The following is a 21,540-nucleotide window of genomic DNA, read 5'->3' on the forward strand; positions in this document are numbered from 1 at the left end:
TTTTACTTTTCACCTATTTTCCGAAATTACGGTTAATCGTTACAAATAAAATCTTATTATCAGATATATCATTACTATAAAGAAATACTCTGAGTGGAAGTTTTCTGTTTCCTCTCAGAGTAATCCTATTGGACATAAATAATGAAGTTTGATACTAACAAAATAAGAAGCAGAGGGCGAGTGGTATCCTAGTCATGGCTATTTTAAAGAAATTTATCAAATATTATAAACCCTATAAATACCTGTTTTATGCCGACATCATGTGTGCCTTGATTGTTTCCATTATTGATCTGTCCTTTCCACAAATCCTTAATTATCTAGCTAGAAACCTATTTACTCAAGATAAAGAAATAATTCTGAAAGCCATAGGATTTATCGGCATAGCCCTGCTGTTTATGTATGTTATTAAGTATTTTTGCCAGTATTTCATTATTTCATGGGGACATATAATGGGCGCGAAGATGGAAACCGATATGAGAAAAGATCTGTTCAATCAATTTCAGCGGTTATCCTTTTCCTATTATGATAGAAACAATACTGGAGAGATGATGTCCAAATTGGTCGCAGACTTGTTTGATATATCCGAACTTGCTCATCACGGGCCAGAAAATGTTTTTATCTCCACACTAAAGATCATTGGCTCCTTTAGTATCTTAATGTTGATTAATATTAAAATGACCCTAATTTTATTAGTGGTGACTCTAGTCATGGTGGTCTTCACCATTTACAAAAACATTAAAATGGCTCCCAGCTTTGCAGATAGCAGGGTGAAAATTGCCGCTGTAAATTCCAGCCTGCAAGATAGTTTATCTGGAATCCGAGTTGTCAAATCCTTTGCCAATGAACGAGTAGAAAGAGAAAAATTCAGAAAAAGTAACCACGATTTTTTGGATTCTAAAATTAGAATCTACAAATTGATGGGTAATTTCCACGCTTGGAATTCGTTTTTTGAAGGGTTGCTCTACGTTGTGATCATTGTTTCCGGGGGGGTATTTATAGCCAATGGTTCGTTAAAAATTTCCGATCTGGCAATTTATGTCCTTTATGTCAACCTCTTTATCAATCCCATAGACGTATTAATAAACTATACTGAATCATTTCAAAAAGGCTACGCTGGTTTCAAGCGATTTATTGAGGTTTTGGAGACTGCGCCAGATATTGTGGACAAAGCAGGAGCTAAACCTTTGACAGAAGTTAAAGGAGAAATTAACTATAAGAATGTCTCCTTTCGCTATGACGATGATTCCAATGTTTTAGATAAAGTGAGTCTAACTATAAAAGCAGGAAAGAACATCGCCCTAGTCGGACCATCGGGAGGAGGGAAAACAACTTTCTGTTCTCTGTTGCCAAGATTTTATGATGTAACATCCGGATCAATAACCATTGATGGAAATGATATCCGAGACGTGACGCTAGATTCTTTACGAAATGCTATCGGGATAGTGCAGCAGGACGTCTATATGTTTGATGGCTCAATCAGAGAAAACATTGCCTATGGCAAGGCCGGATCTTCAGAAGCCGAAATTATTGAGGCAGCCCAAAAAGCCAATATTCATGAGTTTATCCTGTCTCTTGACGAGGGGTATGATACTTATGTTGGGGAACGAGGGGTCAGGCTCTCTGGTGGACAAAAACAACGATTATCAATCGCCAGAGTGTTCTTAAAGAACCCTCCCATTTTAATCTTAGACGAGGCTACGTCGGCCCTAGATAATGAAAGTGAACGATACATTCAAAATTCTCTGGAAAAGCTCTCTAAAAATCGGACGACCATCGTGATTGCCCACAGACTGAGTACGATAAAAAACTCGGACGAAATTGTGGTCGTTACCGATGAAGGCATCCAAGAAAGAGGCAGTCACAAACAACTGCTCGAGAAGGCTGGTATCTATGCCCATTACTATAATATGCAATTTGAAGGCTTGGAATAGTGTTAAATCAGTCCCAGTTTCTTGATGACCTCTAACATTTTATTTGTATCGACTGGTTTAGCGGCATAAGCCTCACACCCGATTTCAAAAGCCTGATTAACATAATCAGTTTCTGCTAAGGCTGTCGTCATAATGACCTTTACCCGCTGTTCAGATGCAAACTCTTGTTTACTCTCATAGTCGCGGATGGCCTTCAATACTTTAACCCCATCTACTTTAGGCATCATAATATCCAGGCAAATTAAATCATAGGGAGCCTTTTCCTTAATTGCTAACAAATATGCGTCAAGCGCTTCCAACCCATCAACTACCAAATCCACTTCACCATACTGCCCAAGGAATTTTGACAAGAACCGCCGACTAGCTAAATCATCTTCCGCAATTAAAATCTTCATCTTTTTCACCCTCTCAATTATTTAGACATAAATAAATTTCAAATTCTCTTTTTAGACTTCGAGCGTATTTATTCGCTTCCTCCTGGTTTTCGCGTCTGGCGGCCAATTCAATTTTAAACGCTAAAGTTTTAAGGTCATCCGCCTCGATCAAGTTACAATTATGTTTAATTTTATGAGCAATTTCTTCAGTGAGATTAATATCCTCATAGCTTAGTGCAAATCGAAGTTCCTCAATATCTCGTGAAACTTCTATGATAATGGCATCTTTATCATATTCCAAGGGCATCTCAGAATCAATATTCAGCACTACTCCATCTTCACTAATCCTTACCTCATGTTTAGGCACAGCGCGCAGTTTATCTGCTGAGCTATTTCGATTCACCACCTCTTCTAAGAGGGAGAATAATTTACCCATCCTGATAGGTTTGGGCATATACTCATCCAGTCCATAGGATAGAAACTTTTCTCGATCTCCAGCAAGCGCATAGGCTGTTAAAGCGATGATAGGAGTATGTTGATTCTCTCCCTCTTTCTCACGGATTTTGGCAGTTGCCTCTATCCCGTCCATTATCGGCATTTGAATATCCATAAAAATTACATCGTACTGATTTTCAGCATGCAATGCTAAGGCTTCCAACCCGTTCGTGGCAGATTCTATAAAGTGCCCTTTTTCTTTGAGCATTAAAGATAAAACCGTTAAACTAACCTTGTCATCCTCGACAATGAGTATTCTCAATGGTCTCATAGAATGGGTGGTGCAGGTGTCTTGTGTCGGATAATTAAGTTTGCCAGATCGCATGAACTTTAGACTAAAGCTAAAAGTACTCCCTTTCCCCTCTTGACTTTCCACTGTTATGGTTCCGCCCATCATCTGTACGAGTTGCTTAGAAATCGCCAGACCTAGACCAGTACCACCATACTTTCTTGTAATAGAACCATCTACCTGACTAAAATTCCTAAAGAGCTTAGTTTGTTCATGGGGTGATATACCAATACCTGAATCTGAAATAGAAAACAAAATCTCTATCATTTCATTTGTTATATCTAGTTCTTTAGCAGAAAGAACAACTCCTCCGAATTTAGTGAATTTTAAAGCGTTATTTAAAAGATTGTTTAATATTTGCTTAAGCCTGTTGGGATCCCCTATCAAAGTTTGCGGGATAGCATTGGAGCAGTCGCAACATAGGGTTAGCTTCTTTTTCATAGCTAAGGGCAAATGTGCTTTTATCGTTAATTCCAATAATTCCGGGATGTTAAATCCTATTTTTTCTATCACCAATTTACCTGCTTCGATTTTAGAAAAATCAAGAATGTCATTAATGATTGTCAGTAAGGAATCTGCGCAGTCTTTAGCGATTTCAAGGTTACCTCGCTGTTCCTGGCTTATATTCTTTAATAGTGTCAAATCAATCATCCCTACGATTCCATTAATAGGGGTGCGAATTTCATGACTCATATTCGCTAGGAATTCACTTTTTGCACGATTAGCAGCTTCTGCTTTATTCTTTGCTAACTGAAGTTCGTTTTCTACATGTATGCGTTCTGTCATATCTGTGATAAGTGAGACGAAATAGCCGGGTTCGGGACTATATAGTTTCACGGAAAACCAACGCTCACTCCAAGCTGAATAGTAAATTGGCAAAGCGAGCTGAAGTCCTGTTGATGCAACTTCCCCATATTCAGCCATCCTTTGGTCGAAGATCTGAGGATCTTCGCCAGAAAAAAGCTCCGAATATTTCTTGCCAATAATTTCCTTGCGAGATACTCTAAATATTCTTTCATATGCTTCATTAATCTCCAGGATTTCATAATCTATGGGTTTTCCGGTTTCATCATAGATTACTCTGTTATGAGCAAAGCTGTCGGGCATATTTATAATTAACGAACGATATCGTTCATACAAAAGTCTTTGTTTTTCCTCGCTTTTGAGCAATTCAATTTGTGTTTTCTTTCGCTCAGCGATGTTTCGAGCAAACGATAAAATACATCTCTTCCCGTCCATCTCGATAAGCTGAGAGTTAACTTCAATAGGTATTTCTTCATCATCTTTAGTAAAGTAAGTACTCTCAAACCTGTATTGCCCTTTAGCAGTTACTTCACCGATAATAGTTTTGAAAAGCTCTTCTTTTTCTCTGCAAAAGTCAGTAATCTTAAGATTGAGAACCTCTTCTTTGCTGTATCCCGTTCTCTCACATACCATCTTGTTCACGTCGATAATTTTTGTCTTTAGGGGTTCGTCCGCTTCAATCTCGAGAAGTATGATCCCATCATAGGCTATATCGAAAAGACTGCGATATTTTTTTTCACTAGATCTTAATAGATCTTCTGCACGTATCCGCTCAGTTATTTCCCGAATGATGCTTACCAAGACTGGTTGGTCTTCGATAAAAGTACCATAAGTACTTACCTCAACAGGAAAGGCACTGCCATCTTTGCGGTTATGGCAAGTCTCGAATAAGATCCCTTGATTCCCCGCCTGTCTCATATGTTCTAAAGTCAAGTCATTCTGTTCTCGGATATCAAAGACCTTTAAGGATAGAAGTTCCTCTTTCGTATAACCATACGCTTGGACCGCAGCGGTGTTGGCTTCTAATATGTTTCCTTCCATATCTAAAAATAAAATTATATCACGTGCTTGTTCTAAAAGAACTTGATACTTCTTTGCAGTATCCTCAACTAATTTGCTATTCGTAATATTGTCCAAGGCTATGACCACATTGCGTTTGCCCACGTTCATTATTGGGGTAATACTTGCCCTGAACCAAAATTTCTTTTCTTTTTGATTTTGTATCAAAACCTTGCTGCATTCCAGCTGAGTTATAGGTTGTCCTGTCTTAAAGGCTAATTCAACAGCCAATCTCAATTGACATGATTGACATTGTATCCCGTAACCACACCCCTTAATGTTTTCTGTACTGCCATAACAATGAAGTCCATTGCCGATACGTTTACCCAAAACATTCTCGGAATTGTGATCCAAAAACTCTAACCCCGCGATATTTACCTTTTCAATTAACGAATATTCATTTAGTAAAAACATTCCTATCGGAGTGGTATTGAAAATTAGTTCAAAGTTGTTTGACTCCGTCTTTTCTTTGTTCATATCCATCCTCAACACCTCCTTTATGATTTAAATTGTCAATCTCTATTTCCTAAGATTGATACAAGGGCTTGGGCCATAGTATCAAGAGAGACCTGCTTTTCCACCGCCCCGATTTCAAAGGCAACTTTCGGCATACCATAAACTACCGATGTTAGTTCATCCTGTCCAAGAGTTCTTGCGCCCCTTCTTCTCATGCTGAGCAACCCTTTTGAACCATCATACCCCATACCCGTCAGAATAACGCCGATCGCACCCTTACCAACTTCCTTTGCCACAGACTCAAAGAGAACATCGATCGAAGGGCAGTGTCCATTCACTTTCTCACCCTCGAAACACTCTGCTCTGTATCGATTTCCGAACTTCTTTAGCCGCAAATGCTGTCCGCCGGGGGCAATCAGTACACTTCCTTGATCCACATAATCACCCGTCTCAGCTTCCTTGACTCGCATTTGAGTGGAGTTATTAAGCCTGTCTGCAAACATTCTGGAGAATACCGGAGGTATATGTTGGGCAATGACGATACCGGGCATTTGAGTCGGCAAATCTTTTAAAATCCTGAAAACTGCCTCTGTTCCTCCTGTTGATGCACCAATGGCTATGAGACTTCCTTCCATTGAAGCGCCTTCCTCCACCATATTCCTTTTGCTCTGTGTGGACAACCTGGAAACTTTTGCGTTTGCCGCTACTTTTATTTTCTGGATTAATTCATGAATAAACCCATGAACATCTTGAACTGATTGAACATTAGGCTTAGTCACAAAATCTACAGCTCCTGCTTTCATCGCCTCGAAGACAGCCATACTAACCGAGCTGACGACAACAACAGGCAACGGATATTGAGGTAAAAGCCTCTTTATAAATTCAATCCCGTTCATTTTCGGCATTTCAATATCACAGGTCATGACATCAGGTGAATATTCTAGGATCTTATCCCTGGCATCGAAGGGATCAACTGCTTTAGCTACCACCTCAATGTAAGGATCAGTAGAAATTCCTCTTGCTAAGACTTCTCTAAAAACCAAAGAATCATCGACAACTAACACTTTTATTTTCCTCATGTTCAAGGTTCCTTTCGGTAGACAGCTGGCATAATATATTTATACTCTGTCTCATTCCGATCGAGAGATTCTGAATGCCCAATAAACAAGTAACCACCAGGCTCAGTCGAATCATAGAACTTCTTTACTAACTTCATCTTTGTATTCTTGTCAAAATAGATCATGACATTCCTGCAAAAAATTGTATGAAACTTCTTTTTGAAAGGGAAAACAACATCCATGAGATTGAATTTCCTATATATTACTTCATTCCTAATCTTATTAACTAGGACATATTTGTCATTATTTAGTTTCTCAAAATAGTTTAGTTTCCAAGACTGCGGCAGTGTGGCAATTCCCTCGTTATCGTAAATCCCGTTAATGGCAATATCTAAAACTTTACTGGAAATATCTGTGGCTAGAATTTTTGCATCCCACCATTTTTTATCCACACCAAGAAACTCGTCAATGATCATTGCTAAGGTATAGGGTTCTTCACCACTAGAACATCCTGCACTCCATATGCGTAAGTCTCTCTCCTTTGATCTGCTAATGAGATTAGGGAGTACTTTTTCCTTAAAAAAGAAAAAATGATCGACCTCACGCATGAAAAAGGTATGATTAGTTGTTATTTTGTTAACGAGCGTTACGATCGCATCTCCAGTTCTATCAGTTACAACGTAATGAAAGTAATCATTGAAATTTTGGAAGTTTTTTTCTATCAATACATTACTAAGCCTGCCCATTAGAAGAGTTTGTTTTTCTTTCTTCAAAAAAATACCATAATTTACTTTAATATACTCAGCTAGTTGTTTAAACTCTTGGTCTGTGATTGAAAGCATAGCATTATTACACCTCCTTCTTAATCAGATTTCGCTATATTAGTTTCAGGAGAGCCCTTAAGGCTCTCCTTTTTTAAAAACTATATTTGCAACAAGGTCTACCACCTCTGTCACAAACCTGTACATTTTTTGAAATATAACTTTAGTTTAAGTTAGTACTTTCCAAATTCGTTATTGCTTAGAGAAATTTGAGATGAACTGTTTGTTACCCCAGCTCCGGAATATCCTTGTTTATCATAATTATTGTTGAACCTTTTCTTTCGGGACATATCTTCCAGCATTTGCAATACCTCTGGGTTAAGGTCTTCCAATCCACTATAGGAGGACCCATTGATTTTCCTCAGCTTAAACTTATTTACTTGATCTCTTAACAATTCTGCTTGACTTGAGAGTTCCTCACTTGCAGCAGCACTTTCTTCCGAAGTAGCTGAATTGGTTTGAACCACGCTTGAGACCTGCATGATACCTTGATTGATTTGATTAATTCCCAAAGCTTGTTCATTGGATGCAGTCGCGATGTCTGCCACCAGGTTAGTTGCTTTACTAACCCCTTCAACAATTTTGTTAAGTGCTTGTGCAGTATCATTAGCGATTTTAGTTCCGCCTTCCACCTTCTTCATAGAACCTTCAATCATGGCAGTTGTTTCTTTAGCAGCATTTGCAGAACGTGCAGCAAGGTTTCTTACTTCCTCAGCAACCACGGCGAAACCTTTACCATGTTGACCCGCCCTGGCTGCTTCGACGGCAGCATTTAGAGCCAAAATGTTAGTCTGAAATGCTATTTCGTCAATTACCTTTATAATCTTGAAGATGTTTCCAGAAGCTTCATTGATCTCCTCCATAGCTTGGAGCATCTCTTTCATCTGCTGATTACCTTGAATGGCATTTTGTCTTGCTGCCTCGGCGAGCTCATTCGCTTGACTGGCATTTTGGGCGTTTAGCGTGGTTTGTGTGGATATTTCCTCAATGGAAGCTGTTAGTTCTTCGATAGAACTGGCTTGTTCTGTTGCGCCTTGGGAGAGGGCCATACTAGAAGCAGATACCTGTCTAGACCCGGATGCTACTTGTTCGGATGCGGTATTGAAGCTTGTCATCACCTCATTAAGATTAGTTGACATACGCTCAAAGGCTGATGACAGAATACCAATTTCATCCTTTGTGTTAGCCCGAATGCTTACATCTAAGTCTCCATCCGCAATCTTCTCTGCAACACTGACAAGTTCACTAATTGGTTTGCTGATAATTCTTGATATAAATACTCCGAGAATGATAGCAATGATAACCGCTATAACAACAACTGCCGTCATTACTTGAATAGTACTATTGGCTGTCGCGCCATATTCTGCAGTTTTATCCAAGCCGCCATCAATTTTTAATTGAAATAGTGTAGCAATCGCCTCTTGTACTTTAACAGTTGGAGCAGTACCTTCTCCGTAAAACAGAGCGACGGCTTGCTCTGTCTGATTGGCCTCGACTAATTGAAAGACCTTATCTCTGTTTTGTTTATATTTGGATAAATTGTCTGACAAAACTTTAAAAACTTCACGCCCTTGATCCGTCTGCATGTTTTTTTCCATCTTTATTAATCCGTCATCAATAATAGCGTCTTTTTCTTTCAACGTGTTGAGGCTTTTTGAATAATCTGCGTTATGAAAAAGCACATCTCTAATGAGACTCCGTTCTTCTTGGAAGGCTAAACCGACTTCTCCTACGTCAGCCGTAGCTATGCCATATACATTAAACAGGTTACCGAAATTGGCTGTAGTATTCTTCAAGCTGATTATGCCAACAACACCAACAACCCCCGCTAAGATAGCTATAAGAACAAAAGAACTAATTATTTTTGCACCAATTTTCATATTGTAAAACCACTTCATGAACCCTTTCCTCCCTATCACTTAAATATTTTCTAGATTTTCAATTTCCAAATCGGTCAGGAGTTTACCAGAATCCAAAAGAAGTTTTACATCGTTCCCCACCTTGCCTATACCTCTGATATATTTATTTCCTTCTTTGTTCAGACTTGGCGGAGAAACGATTTCCTCATCCGAAATTGAGATCACCTCAGAAACACTGTCAACGATAAGACCTATCGGGATTTCTCTAATGTCAATGACTACAATGCATGTCCGATCGTTATATTCTCTGAAAGGCTTTCTAAACCTCAACCTTACATCCATCAAAGGAATAATCTTTCCCCGTAAATTTATGATTCCTTTGATATACTCAGGCATTTCCGGAATTTCCGTGATAGGCTGAAGCCCAATTATCTCTGTTACATATTTAATCTCAATTCCATAAAACTCATTCCCTAAACAAAATGTGAGGAATTTACCTTTTTGCGTGTCTTCAACTTGATCTTCACTGTCTACTGCCTCATTCTCTGACATGCAATCTATCCTTTCCGCCTGAGAACTAACCCCATTCTCGTTTATCCTTGCTGTTGCTGCCCGACTCAAGGAGATTAGTTACAAGTAAATTACCCGGTTTTCTTGACAGTGAACAGCCCCGCAATATCAAGAATTAAACTGATACTTCCATCTCCTAATAAAGTACACCCTGCGAGTCCCGTGACCTTCTTGGTATGTTTAATATAGGCAGGAAGTGATTTAACGACAACTTGCTGCTGACCGATTAACTCATCTGCAAAAATACAAAGAGTTTGATCATCCTGTTCTACCATAATAATGATTCCGTCGGCAAAATTATTAACAAGCGTATTAACATGATACCTTTCATGTAAGCGGAGTATAGGAAAACACTGCCCTCTGACCATTATCATCTCATTATCATCCGGATCAACAATTATATCCGTGGTTTTTGGCCTAAAGGATTCCTTAATCGCGGTTGTCGGTATGGTATAACGCGAATCCCCCACTTTAATATTCATACCATCGATGATAGCCAAGGTTAGTGGAATTTTAAGACTAAGGGTGGTTCCCTTTCCGGGAACACTATCCGCCGTAATTGCTCCCCCTACTGCTTCAATATTTTTAACCACGACATCCATTCCAACCCCGCGTCCAGAAAACTCTGTAACAGTCTCATTCGTTGAAAATCCCGGCAAAAAAACTAAGTTATAGATTTCCTTATCTGTGATTTCGTCCTCGGGAACTTGAAGCAATCCCTTTTCACGTGCTTTGGACATGATTTTAGCTTTATTAAAGCCGCCTCCATCGTCACGTATAATGATTAAGACATCCCCTCCTGCATTTTTTGCTTCTAAGGTAATCGTTCCCCAACGGGGTTTCCCCTTCATTTCTCGATCTGAGGGCATTTCAATCCCGTGATCAATCGAATTGCGAATAAGATGCATTAAGGGATCGGAAATATGTTCAATAATATTTTTATCAACCTCGGTCTCTTGACCAATCAACTCAAGCCTAACATCCTTGTTAAGCTTTTTGCACATATCGCGAACTGTACGGTTCATTTTTTGGAACGTGCCTGTTAAAGGCACCATGCGCACAGACATGACAGTATCCTGTAACTCGCTAGTGATTTTTCTAAGTTGTCTGGCTGCCTTTTCAAAGTTATTAAGTTCCAAGCCCTTAAGGTCGGGATTTTGAGTCACCATCGCCTCAGCAATCACCATTTCCCCAACCAGATCCATTAACTGGTCTAACTTGGCTACACTAACACTTATAATACTTTGCTGAGATGCTGAAGAATAGCTTTCTTTTTGATCAATCGTTATACGTTCACCAGACGAAGAAGCGAAAATTTTAGCACTGTCGTTTAATAAGATTTTCCTTTCTTCATGGAGATCTTCAAATGGTTCACAATTCTTGACTTGTGTTAGTTGAAGGTCCTTTAAATAGATTGTCTGGCTCAGAGTTCGATGAATTTCTTCCAAAGAGCGATCCGTTTTTAAAAAGAGTGTAAATCCCTGTTCCTGAATAACTACCGCACTGTCCTCATGATCTAGATCTGCCGGGATATGGTAGTATTCTTTAACAAGATCCCCCAGATCGTTAACCACCCCAAATGCTCTTAGGTTTTCCATTCCACAATCTTCTTCAAAATAAAGAGTGGCCTGAAATGAGCTACTATAGGATTGAGGTTCTGTTCTTACTTTACTAATATAATATTGCTGCTTCTTGGGGGCAGAATATCCCTGTGAAGTTGCTGTATCTTTCATTTCTTGATCTCTAACCGTGTAATTCTGAGCTTTAATGGTGGCATGAAAGACTCGTAAACTCTCAATTAAGGCAGCAGCATCCCCTTCAGCTTCATCTCCATTTCTGATCTTTGCAATTTCCACTTTGATAAAATCAATACCCTCAAGCACTAAATCTGATAATTGAGAGGAATCAATATTCTGAGGCTTGTCTTCACGCAGAACAAAGAATACATCCTCCATAGAATGGGCTAAGGTAGAAACATTATTAAAAAGCATCATTGCTGAGGACCCTTTAATTGTATGCATTATCCGAAAAATCTCATTGATTGCATCGGAATCGTAGGATTCAAACTTCTCATTGGCAATGATTAATTGCTCCATTTGCTCAATCAGTTGCATTGATTCAAATATAAAGAGCTCCAGCATGGGCTCATTGTGATACTGGTCAGTCAATTTAATCACCCCCTTTTGACTTGGAATTACCTGTTATACGCCCAACACTTTGGAAATCGTTTTATGTAGTAATTCCTCCTTAAAAGGTTTAACAATAAAGGTTTTTGCTCCACTAATTATTGCTTGTTTCACCATCCCCTCCTGACCCATGGATGAAACCATGATTACCTTAGCCTGAGGGTCAAATGCTTTAATTAACTTGAGAGCTTCAATACCTGACATTTCGGGCATGGTAATATCCATGGTCACAACATCAGGGCGCAACTCTTTATACATTGAAACCGCAATTAAGCCATTCGCGGCTTCTCCGACAATTTCAATATCTTGATTCTGGAGCATATTTCGAATGGAAACCCGCATGAAAGCCGCATCATCAACAATAAGTAGTTTTTTCATCTAACTTCACTCCTCGTATTAACTGGGATTACTTACCCTATCCTAATGCAAAAGCATCCAACAACATTTTTAGAGCAGATAAAGTATGATCTTTTAACGAAAAATTATAATTATCCATGCGCCATCTCAGCACACTTGCTCTTTCTAAGCCGATAATAAGATCGGCCATACTTCCTGGATCTACTTCTTTTGCAAGTACTTTTTTATGTTTAGCTTCCGTAATTAAGGATTTGACTGAATTAAACCTTTTGATAAAAATATTATAAACCACAGCGTTGAGCTCTGGTTCACACATTAATCCCTCGCAGGATAGGGTAATTGCAGTTATTTCAGGGTAATTTTCATAATACGTTACGTAAGCTTCTACAAAATAAGTAATTGCTTCGATCGGCGTATAATCTCTAAGCTTTAATGATTCGATAATTGCCTGATCATATTGGGAAAAATATTCGAGTACCGCCAGAATCAGTTCGTTCTTCGATTTATAATGCTTAAATATGGTTGATTCGGAGATACCCTGCCTCTTCGCCACCTCCCTGGTCGTAAGCCCCTGAAGACCCTTTTCACTAATAACTTCAATCGTCGATAAAATTAAGCTTTCTTTAGTATGTATCAGTTTCGACAACAGCGTCCCCTCCGTCGAGAGTAAACATTTACTCGCCTATTATATATACAATCATAATACTTGGTCGACATTTTTCTGTCAATTAGTTTTTAATTCGTTTTAAATATTTTTTTTAATTTAATTTTCACTTAAATCCGCTAATTTTTCCGGACTATTAAATTAAATAGAAAGATATTTTTCTGCTGAACCTTAATATTAACGTTTTGGCGGGAAAATCCCCTGCAACAATAAAAAAATCCCCCTCTATCACATTGAATTGTGCATTAGAGGGGAGCCTGAGTTGCGAAAAGTTTCTTAGTTCACTGCATCAAGATACGAACCTTTGCAATCGCAGTTTTAGAACTTAAAGGATCAGGAATAACCGTTAAATCAAAAGTCTGAGTTTTGTTTAACACCTCATACCCTAGTTCACCTGTCATCCTTCCTCCAGCTTTAATTGTTCCATCTATAGCATCCTTAACGGCCGAAATAGCTTTTATACTTTTACTATTCAGATCTGTAAGCTTAAACCCGATCATACTTCTAACCTCAATATCATTGCTTCCCTGATTTTCAATCGTAAGATTTATAAAAAGGTACGTATTATCTTCTCTTGCAGACTTATCATAACCATTGCCGTCAGAAGTCCTGATACCGTTTATTCTATATTGGAGGTTTCCTATCTTAAAAGTCTCTCCCAACGCATATGCCTCTTGCTGAGATATGAGTGCGGTTTGTTGCTTCTGGAATTGTGGCGAATTAGTGTGTGCCTGTGTAGTTAAGGCGCCAGCCCCTAGTAGAAAGATTATCATTGGTACTAGAAGGACTAGCAAACTATATTGAATCTGAGAGCAATACCTGCGTTGTCTTCCCGTCTTACGTGATGCTGCTAGTTTCCACATGTTCTTCGTCCTCCTCTTGGTTCATAGTTTGTCAACAGGGAACTGATGACAATACTTCGTTGAGTGAATATTAGCACAACTATCCGCCTCTGTCTATAGATCCAGAATATAGTATCATTAATTTTTTATATGATGATCGGTTAAATATATCTCAATTATCCTTTTAACTATCGTAATCCAACCTCTTTTTAATAGTTTTCATCTATTATCTATACCTATTGTAATAATGACAATATATTATGATAATAAATTCTTATATGCTTTCAATATAAAATGGGTTCTTACGCAACTCCGTGAAAACCCTCAATTACCACAATTCCAAGCATCGTATAATAACTTTACGCCCTCTGATATTTCTATTTTACTCAATGCACCATAGCCTAATAAGAATGTATTCTCATATTTCTCTAACATTTTGCCAATAAAATAATCAGAGATAGGATAGACCTTGACACCTTTTTCAGCTGCAGCTTTACACATATCGTTTTCACTTTTACTTATTACTGATTTTATTAACAAATGACTCCCTGCGCTCTCACCAACAATCTTAATATCATCACCAAAAATTGATAATTCTCTAATTAAGTGTCCCCTTTTATCTTTATATAGCTTGCGCATTTTATTAAGATGTTTTTCATAATTACCCTCAGCAATAAATTTCGCGACGATTCTTTGTTCAAGAATTGATACTTCAGAGCCGAATTCACTGCATATCCTAGTGTAGTTTTTAAGCAATGTTAACGGTAATACCATATAACTTATCCTAATGGATGGCGCGATTGAAGTCGAAAATGTGCCAACATATATGACCTTACCATTTTGATCGATACTTTGCAGGGATGGTAAGGGCTTTCTAATATATCTGAACTCACTGTCATAGTCATCTTCAATTATAAATCGTCCATCCGCTTCATTCGCAAAATTAAGCAGCTCAACCCTTCTGCCTATAGGCATGCTGATTCCAAGAGGAAACTGATGGGACGGGGTCACATAAACCGCCACATTAGAAAGGTTTTTAAGAGGTTCAATCTCTATTCCCCTGTCATCTATAGGTATAGGCAAAATTGTATGTCCCATATGTTCAAACGTTTTATATGCCTTTCGATAAACAGGGTTTTCTAGGGCTATAGAAGTATTATTGCTTAAGACAAGGCTCAAGGTACGCAATGAACTCTCGGTTCCTGCTCCAATAACTATTTGTCTTTCATCACAGTTTACCCCTCTTGAGCTATGTAAAAAAGCAACTAATTCTCGCCTTAAATTCACATCTCCCTGCGCCATAGTTCTCTTTAAAATGCTATGGTCAAATTCGTTAAAACAACTTTTAAAAATATTCCTCCATGTTTTATAGGGGAATGCTTGGTGGTCAATATCACTGGGAGAAAAATCAATTTTTAGATTGGACATACTTATATTTAAAGTGTTTTCTTGCTGAGTAACATTTATTCTGTGATATACGTCAATATCACAAACAAAGTATCCCTTCTTTGGGACAGCTATAATATATCCCTCATCTATTAACTGGCTGTATGCAGTATCAATCGTGTTAATGCTGACGCAAAGATGCTCAGATAGTTTCCTCTTTGAAGGAATTCTATCATAAGGCTTATAATTCTTACTCTGAATTTCAGCTTTTAACCACTCATAAATTTGCCTATATAATGGTGTTTTATTCGTACATAATGGCAAAGTAATCAAAGGCATCCTCCAAACTGTTACTATACATATATTAAAAACTGATACTATTAGAGGTAACAGATATATTCTATAATCAATCTATTAATTGTCAAGGAGGATTATTAGTTTATGAACAAACAAAAGAGGGTCGCTGCAATTCACGATATCTCTTGTGTGGGCAGATGTTCACTTACGGTTGCCCTGCCCATTCTTTCAGCAGCAGGGTTTGACACAAGTGTATTGCCTACAGCGATTCTATCTACTCATACTGGCGGTTTTGAAGGTTTTACATATAGAGATTTAACGGAAGATATAAAACCTATCTCAGATCATTGGCAATCACTTAATTTACATTTTGACGCTTTATACAGCGGTTTTTTGGGTTCCTTTGAACAGATTGACTTAGTAGCAGACCTATTTGACACTTTTAGAAGTAACGATACCTTAGTAATGGTTGACCCTGTGATGGCAGACAATGGAGTTTTATACTCCATTTATTCGCCAGAAATGGCTAAGGGCATGACCAAATTGTGCGCTAAGGCAGATATTATCGTCCCAAATTTGACCGAAGCTGCTTTCCTTTTAGATGAGGATTATGTTGGGGAAAATTATTCACAACAATATATTGAAACTACCTTAAAAAAACTATCTTCCCTGGGATCAAAAATGGTTGTACTATCGGGTGTTTCGTTTGAAAGAGACAAGTTAGGAGCAGCCGCCTTTAATAGCGAAACAGGTAAGATTAGTTATGCCTTCAATGATAAGATTGACGGTTACTTTCATGGCACAGGAGATGTATTTGGGAGCGCCTTATTATCTGCGCTTTTAAATAACTTTTCTCTTGAAGAAGCAACACAAATAGCCGTAGATTATACTCATATGTGCATAAGTTTGACTCAAAAAGCAGAACTAGAAAAAAGATATGGCGTCTGCTTTGAAAAAGCAATCCCCTATCTAATCAAGAAATTAGGGTTATATAATGATCAAGTTACAATCAAATCGGAAATTTTATAGAAGAACAGCAGGTGACGAGGCTAACTAACATTTACCTTCAAATTTACTTTTAAACACTCATACAGAGGGGGTATCCAAGATTCTGGATACCCCCTTTTGTATGAGTGTTCGAGGCCTGTTTTAGACTGTTTAATTCTGACCCATTTTAAGGAGTTGCTTGGCCAAATCTTCTATCCTTACCAAACTATTGGCAATTTCCGTCACTTCATTAGCATGACTTTCGGTTACCTCCGTCAGTTGCTTAATAGCCTCTATTAAAAGCCCCACGGATGATTGAACCTCTTGGACATTTCTTTCAATTGCTTGAGTAGAGGAGTCTGTATCTGTGGCAAGCTTCCTAACTTCTTCTGAAACAATGCTAAACCCTCGTCCATGCTCACCTGCCCGAGAAGCTTCAATCGCCGCATTGATCCCTAGGATTTTACTTTGTTTGGAAATTTTCTTGATTTCCTGTGTTAATTCGTTGGTTCTGAGCATCTCCTTGTTTACCTGTTCAGTCTCTGCGTCCATACTTCTGAGTGTAGCCGCCAGTTCTTCAGTCGCAGCTGACAAATTGTGAGCTGATGAAGAAATCGCGACCACAGAATCAAGGATTTCCTGACCGGTTATTAGAAGATTGTCATAATGCTCAAGGGAACAAGCAATGGCAAGGCAGCCAGCGATCTTTGACTCTTCAATGATCGGTTGAGCGATACCGACAAAAGGTACTCCAAAAATTTCTTTCGATACCCGCCGTACAACGCGTTGTCCACTCGTAAGAGCTTCCAACACATTTGAGCCTGGCGTAGGTGCATTTCCAATCTTGGCTCTAGTATCAATTGTTTTTCCCGGGTAATAAGCAACTATCTTCTCAGTATCGAAAAGTGTAACGGCAGCGTCAACATTAAAAAATTGCTGAACTTCCTCAGCTATAATCTGGTAAGCCTCAAATTTTTTCACTTAATTTCCTCCACGTTTAAGATTACTGAAACAAAAGCCACAATCTTTATTGTAATTTATAGAACGGATAATTTCAACGAACACCTGTTAATAGCCATTCCTCCCATCATCTTATTGGGATTCATATTTCCGGCTGTTCTTAAACTGCCCATATCAGATTTTGTTTTTCACAGATGTCTTTCATAAAGGAACGCTGGGAACCATCCTTGAAGTGAACCAGAATCATATTCCCATCCTCTTTCGCAATGATACCCTCTCCAAAGGTTCTATGTTCTATTACTAAACCAACACCTAAATCACTGGTCATAGTTACAGTTTCTTTTTGGATAACTTCTTCCGGGTTTTCCCCTTTCATAACCAGAGAAGTCTCGCGAACAAAACGAGAAGACTTAACATGTTTATTATTATAATAATCCATCGAGCATAAGGTTAAGTGCTGTTTAGCCCTGGTCATCCCTACATAGAACAGACGCCTTTCCTCTTCCAATAATTCTTTCTGTCCACGTTGGTCGTTCTCAGGTATAACCCCCTCAACGAGGTCAAGCAAATAAACCTGTTCCCATTCTAATCCTTTAGCCGAATGCATCGTTGAAAGTGTCACAGCATTACTGTGCTTATTTTTATAAGAAAGCTTCATTTGCTCTTCTAGGAAGGTCAAGCGCTTGGCAAATTCTACTATGGCAGGTTCATTTTGAGCAATTGAGATTAGAATATCCAGGAGACTCCCTATATACTCTTCAGAAAACCCCAGCGAGTCACATATTCGTTCAATCGCTTTATCATATTCCAACTGGCTTCTGATAAAACGGATGGCCTTTGCAGGAGGAAGTGTATTAAGCACCTTAAATTGTTTCTTAAGTTCTAAATACTCATTTTTACGCTTTGAAGTAACCTCAGGTTGTTCTGCTAATATCTCAAAGATTGAGCGGTCAATTGCCCTTTGCTTAAGATAATCAAGTTGTTGCTTTCTAATATGACAATTAAGCTTAGACCAAATCTTCTCTAAGATTGGCAAGCTTTTATCACTAAAAGAGAAGCGCAAAAAGTTTAGAATATCATTTATAACCCAGTGTGAGAAAAACTTCTGCTTGCCTGCCTCTCTCATATAAAAGGGAATATTAGCCCTGCTTAACTCTTCAGCCAAACAAATTGCAGATAGATTGTTGCGGTAAAGCACCCCTATCTTCGATAAATCTTTTTGACTTCTAAGTTCTTGGATTAAAAACTGATATTGCTCCCTTATTCCTGTAAAGTGCTCTATTCGAAGTATGTCTCCCGCAGGATTCTTCGTGAACATTTCTTTATCAAAACGCAACTTATTGGAACGAATGAACCCACGGGCTGCGTCCACAATTTGAGGGGTTGAGCGGAAATTCTGTTCCATGCGCAGAATCTTTGCACCAGGATATGTTTGTTCAAAATTTAGTAAATATTCCGGCTCGGCGGCTCTAAATCCAAAGATGCTTTGGTCATCATCCCCGACTGCAAAAATATTGCCTTTAGGTTTTGCGACGATTTCTATGATCTTATGTTGGAGAAGAGAAGTGTCTTGGCTTTCATCAGTGAGAATATAGTCAAAGCGCTTGCGATAAGCCTCAAGACGCTTAGTGTTTTCATTTAGCTCCTGGAACGCAATGGAAAGCATGTCATCATAGTCGATCAACCTTGGCTGACTATTTCTCTTATACTCCTCATAGTCGTTATAAATTAATGGGAAGTTCTTGATATCTGCCTTCTTAAACTCTTCGGGCTGCCTTAAAGTATTTTTTACATAACAGATGGTATTCTGTAACCCTTCCAGTTGCTCGTCCGTAATTGCTGAAGCATTGCGCTTTTCATAGATTCTACGCAGGACCCCTGTCTTGCTTTCAGGGCCTTTTTGTTCCTCAATAATCTCGAACCGAGTGTCCCTTTGTCGAAAGGCTGACCGAACCACTTCATAGGCGAAACTATGGATTGTTGAAAATTGAATTTCTTTGTTAGTTTTGTTTTCCGTGTCAGCCTTAACTCCAAACCTTTCCATATATCGCTCACGCATTTCTTTTGCGGCCGCCCGTCCGAACGTCAGACAAAGAATCGCTCGGGGATCCACCCTTTTTACTCGTATTAAGTAGGCTATGCGAACTGTTAGAACCGTCGTCTTTCCCGCGCCTGGAACAGCCAAGAGCAATAGCGGCCCCTGATCATGGATGACTGCCCCTTTTTGTTGTGTTGTTAAATTAAGTCCGCTTTTTTCAATATCTGCAAAGAATTCCTTTTCGTTTACCAAATTAGCTCTCCCACTTTTATAATTCAGTTGTCTAACTATACTTTAGTATTTTATCATTGACATTCATAATAGTATATAATCCGACATCTGAAAGATCTGAGTTCGCTGCACAATAGTCAGTAAAAGGGGATGTAACGAAACTTGTTTTCCAGTTTATTACATCCCCGCTCTATTTGTAATCCCCTTAATATTAGAGGACTGTTCACCACTTCAAAGGTGTACAGTCCTCTATTTTGGGATAACGCACCACGAGCTTGAAAAAATCTCAAGTTTCGTTACGGCCCCTTCAGATCATAACAATACCTAATTTCATCATCTCTTTTTTATCAAACACGCTCAATAATCAACGCTTTACCCATGCCACCCCCAATGCACAAAGTAGCCAGACCATATCTTAGGTTTCTGCGCATCATTTCATAAAGAAGCGTAACAACGATTCTAGCTCCGGTACATCCCACCGGATGTCCTAACCCTACGCCGCTTCCATTGACATTAACAATCGAACGATTCAACTCCAATAATTTCTCCACAGCAATATACTGTGCCGCAAAGGCTTCGTTCACCTCAAAGAGATCAATATCACCTAGGGTCAGGTTAGCCTTTTGCAATGCCTTCTTAACGGCCGGCACAGGTCCATACCCCATGAGTTCAGGTTCAACTCCAGCAACTGCATAAGACACTATTCTAGCTAATGGCTTAACCCCAAGTTCCTTGACCTTTCTTTCTGAGGCCAGTACCACCGCAGCTGCCCCATCATTGAGTCCCGAACTGTTTCCAGCAGTGACGGTACCATCCTTGATAAAACTTGGCTTTAATTTAGCAAGATCCTCCATGGTTAAACCATCTCTCGGATGTTCATCTGTATCTACAACGTTTGACTTGCCCTTCTTTAAGGCGATGGTGACTGGTACGATTTCCTCTTTAAACCGACCGTTCTTGATAGCATCCAGGGCATTTTGATGACTTCTGAGCGCTATTAAATCTTGCTCTTCTCGGGTAATACCGTACTTTGTTGCCAAATTTTCTGCTGTTTGACCCATCAAGATATGATCGATTGGGTCCTCTAATAGTTCCCAGACCGAGTCTTTTATCTCTCCATGCTGAAGACGTTGTCCCCAGCGTGTACTTTTTAGCAAATAAGGAGAAGAACTCATACATTCTACTCCTCCGGCTAAGACTAGTTCAGAATCTCCTAAGCGAATTTCCTGCGTACCGGACACGATGGCCTGCATCGCTGAACTGCATTGTCTTTGGACAGTAAATGCGGTTACCTCTTTGGGAAAACCAGCCTTTAATGAGACGACCCTTGCTACATTAGGCTCATCTGTCCTTTGGATACAGTTTCCTAAGATCACCTCATCAAACTGGCTTTTATCGACTATACCTGCTCTTTTCACAGCTTCTTTTGCCGGAAACAAAGCAAGTTCATTAGGGAGCAGGGTCTTTAATGAGCCGCCGAAATCTCCTATGGGTGTCCGAGCCCCAGATAAAATAAAAACCTCTTGCACTGCGCTCAACTCCTTACTTTTCATTTACCAGAACATTATATCACTTTATTATAAAAATTAGGTTTACTTTATCAGAAAATTCAGTTGTAAATAGGAGTATGGTTTTCACTTCATTAAGATGTAAATTTACCCAATAAAAAAGCTCACGAAGATCTTACATTTGATTGTAAAATCTCCCTGAGCTTTATAATCTCGCATCCATCATTTAATCAGTATTTCTAAATAAGATAGTCCTTTTGTTACTAACAAATCCAGAATTCTTGTTAAGTTTGCTTTATCATTTAGGCAACATAAGCGCTAATCATTTTATGATATCCATGCTTGAATTGCCATAGACATCATTCAGA

General features: G+C 38.9%; 16 protein-coding genes. 2 read left to right on the forward strand and 14 right to left on the reverse strand.

Going from position 1 to position 21,540, the window contains the following annotated elements; genetic code table 11:
- Positions 1-194: 194 nt before the first annotated feature.
- Complete coding sequence (locus tag M8E35_RS09895; RefSeq protein ID WP_252468698.1) at positions 195-1,931, forward strand: ABC transporter ATP-binding protein; 1,737 nt, start codon at positions 195-197, stop codon at positions 1,929-1,931.
- A gap of 2 nt (positions 1,932-1,933) precedes the next feature.
- On the opposite strand, the gene M8E35_RS09900 is transcribed toward M8E35_RS09895, so the two are convergent.
- The 11 genes from M8E35_RS09900 to pdxR all read right to left on the reverse strand — a co-directional run bounded on the left by M8E35_RS09900 (position 1,934) and on the right by pdxR (position 15,484).
- Positions 1,934-2,326 (reverse strand): response regulator, encoded by a 393-nt coding sequence (locus M8E35_RS09900; RefSeq protein WP_252468699.1) that lies wholly within the window; start codon positions 2,324-2,326, stop codon positions 1,934-1,936.
- A 13-nt stretch (positions 2,327-2,339) separates the two neighbouring features.
- Positions 2,340-5,435, reverse strand: coding sequence for a hybrid sensor histidine kinase/response regulator (locus M8E35_RS09905; protein WP_252468700.1), 3,096 nt, complete (start codon positions 5,433-5,435; stop codon positions 2,340-2,342).
- Positions 5,436-5,464: 29 nt separating this feature from the next.
- Positions 5,465-6,487 carry a protein-glutamate methylesterase/protein-glutamine glutaminase gene (locus M8E35_RS09910; protein ID WP_252468701.1) on the reverse strand — a complete coding sequence of 341 codons (1,023 nt, stop codon included), beginning with the start codon at positions 6,485-6,487 and terminating at the stop codon, positions 5,465-5,467.
- 2 nt (positions 6,488-6,489) lie between these two features.
- Positions 6,490-7,308, reverse strand: a complete 819-nt coding sequence (locus M8E35_RS09915) for a CheR family methyltransferase (RefSeq protein WP_252468702.1) — start codon at positions 7,306-7,308, stop codon at positions 6,490-6,492.
- A gap of 152 nt (positions 7,309-7,460) precedes the next feature.
- Positions 7,461-9,185 carry a methyl-accepting chemotaxis protein gene (locus tag M8E35_RS09920; protein WP_252468703.1) on the reverse strand — a complete coding sequence of 575 codons (1,725 nt, stop codon included), beginning with the start codon at positions 9,183-9,185 and terminating at the stop codon, positions 7,461-7,463.
- 21 nt (positions 9,186-9,206) lie between these two features.
- Positions 9,207-9,698, reverse strand: coding sequence for a chemotaxis protein CheW (locus M8E35_RS09925; protein WP_073033226.1), 492 nt, complete (start codon positions 9,696-9,698; stop codon positions 9,207-9,209).
- A gap of 89 nt (positions 9,699-9,787) precedes the next feature.
- Entirely contained in the window at positions 9,788-11,884 is a 2,097-nt protein-coding gene (locus M8E35_RS09930) for a chemotaxis protein CheA (protein ID WP_252468704.1), read from the reverse strand.
- A gap of 33 nt (positions 11,885-11,917) precedes the next feature.
- Positions 11,918-12,280, reverse strand: a complete 363-nt coding sequence (locus M8E35_RS09935) for a response regulator (RefSeq protein ID WP_073033230.1) — start codon at positions 12,278-12,280, stop codon at positions 11,918-11,920.
- Between the two features lie 37 nt (positions 12,281-12,317).
- Entirely contained in the window at positions 12,318-12,905 is a 588-nt protein-coding gene (locus M8E35_RS09940) for a TetR/AcrR family transcriptional regulator (protein ID WP_252468705.1), read from the reverse strand.
- Between the two features lie 299 nt (positions 12,906-13,204).
- Positions 13,205-13,786 (reverse strand): DUF4352 domain-containing protein, encoded by a 582-nt coding sequence (locus M8E35_RS09945; RefSeq protein WP_252468706.1) that lies wholly within the window; start codon positions 13,784-13,786, stop codon positions 13,205-13,207.
- 303 nt (positions 13,787-14,089) lie between these two features.
- The gene (gene pdxR / locus M8E35_RS09950; protein WP_252468707.1) at positions 14,090-15,484 is read right to left on the reverse strand and encodes a MocR-like pyridoxine biosynthesis transcription factor PdxR; all 1,395 of its coding nucleotides are present in this window, start codon (positions 15,482-15,484) and stop codon (positions 14,090-14,092) included.
- Positions 15,485-15,592: 108 nt separating this feature from the next.
- Between pdxR and M8E35_RS09955 the strand changes: the two genes are divergently transcribed.
- Positions 15,593-16,477, forward strand: coding sequence for a pyridoxamine kinase (locus tag M8E35_RS09955; protein WP_252468709.1), 885 nt, complete (start codon positions 15,593-15,595; stop codon positions 16,475-16,477).
- 129 nt (positions 16,478-16,606) lie between these two features.
- On the opposite strand, the gene M8E35_RS26705 is transcribed toward M8E35_RS09955, so the two are convergent.
- The 3 genes from M8E35_RS26705 to M8E35_RS09970 all read right to left on the reverse strand — a co-directional run bounded on the left by M8E35_RS26705 (position 16,607) and on the right by M8E35_RS09970 (position 21,193).
- Entirely contained in the window at positions 16,607-17,416 is an 810-nt protein-coding gene (locus tag M8E35_RS26705; RefSeq protein ID WP_252468711.1) for a methyl-accepting chemotaxis protein, read from the reverse strand.
- A gap of 139 nt (positions 17,417-17,555) precedes the next feature.
- On the reverse strand, positions 17,556-19,685 hold the full coding sequence (locus M8E35_RS09965) for an ATP-dependent helicase (protein WP_252468713.1): 2,130 nt from the start codon (positions 19,683-19,685) through the stop codon (positions 17,556-17,558).
- 326 nt (positions 19,686-20,011) lie between these two features.
- A complete protein-coding gene (locus M8E35_RS09970; RefSeq protein ID WP_252468715.1) occupies positions 20,012-21,193 on the reverse strand; it encodes a thiolase family protein in 1,182 nt (393 codons plus the stop codon).
- Positions 21,194-21,540: the final 347 nt, after the last annotated feature.

Origin of the sequence: Desulfosporosinus nitroreducens, from assembly GCF_023897015.1 — a bacterium.
Classification (GTDB): Bacteria; Bacillota; Desulfitobacteriia; order Desulfitobacteriales; family Desulfitobacteriaceae; genus Desulfosporosinus; species Desulfosporosinus nitroreducens.

What these genes read in the sequence shown, in the direction of transcription:
- M8E35_RS09920 (WP_252468703.1), bottom strand. Translation starts at nt 9,185, where the DNA reads ATGAAGTGGTTTTACAATATGAAAATTGGTGCAAAAATAATTAGTTCT.
- M8E35_RS09910 (WP_252468701.1), bottom strand. Translation starts at nt 6,487, where the DNA reads ATGAGGAAAATAAAAGTGTTAGTTGTCGATGATTCTTTGGTTTTTAGA.
- M8E35_RS09900 (WP_252468699.1), bottom strand. Translation starts at nt 2,326, where the DNA reads ATGAAGATTTTAATTGCGGAAGATGATTTAGCTAGTCGGCGGTTCTTG.
- M8E35_RS09945 (WP_252468706.1), bottom strand. Translation starts at nt 13,786, where the DNA reads ATGTGGAAACTAGCAGCATCACGTAAGACGGGAAGACAACGCAGGTAT.
- M8E35_RS09915 (WP_252468702.1), bottom strand. Translation starts at nt 7,308, where the DNA reads ATGCTTTCAATCACAGACCAAGAGTTTAAACAACTAGCTGAGTATATT.
- M8E35_RS09925 (WP_073033226.1), bottom strand. Translation starts at nt 9,698, where the DNA reads ATGTCAGAGAATGAGGCAGTAGACAGTGAAGATCAAGTTGAAGACACG.
- M8E35_RS09905 (WP_252468700.1), bottom strand. Translation starts at nt 5,435, where the DNA reads ATGGATATGAACAAAGAAAAGACGGAGTCAAACAACTTTGAACTAATT.
- M8E35_RS09935 (WP_073033230.1), bottom strand. Translation starts at nt 12,280, where the DNA reads ATGAAAAAACTACTTATTGTTGATGATGCGGCTTTCATGCGGGTTTCC.
- M8E35_RS09895 (WP_252468698.1), top strand. Translation starts at nt 195, where the DNA reads ATGGCTATTTTAAAGAAATTTATCAAATATTATAAACCCTATAAATAC.
- M8E35_RS09955 (WP_252468709.1), top strand. Translation starts at nt 15,593, where the DNA reads ATGAACAAACAAAAGAGGGTCGCTGCAATTCACGATATCTCTTGTGTG.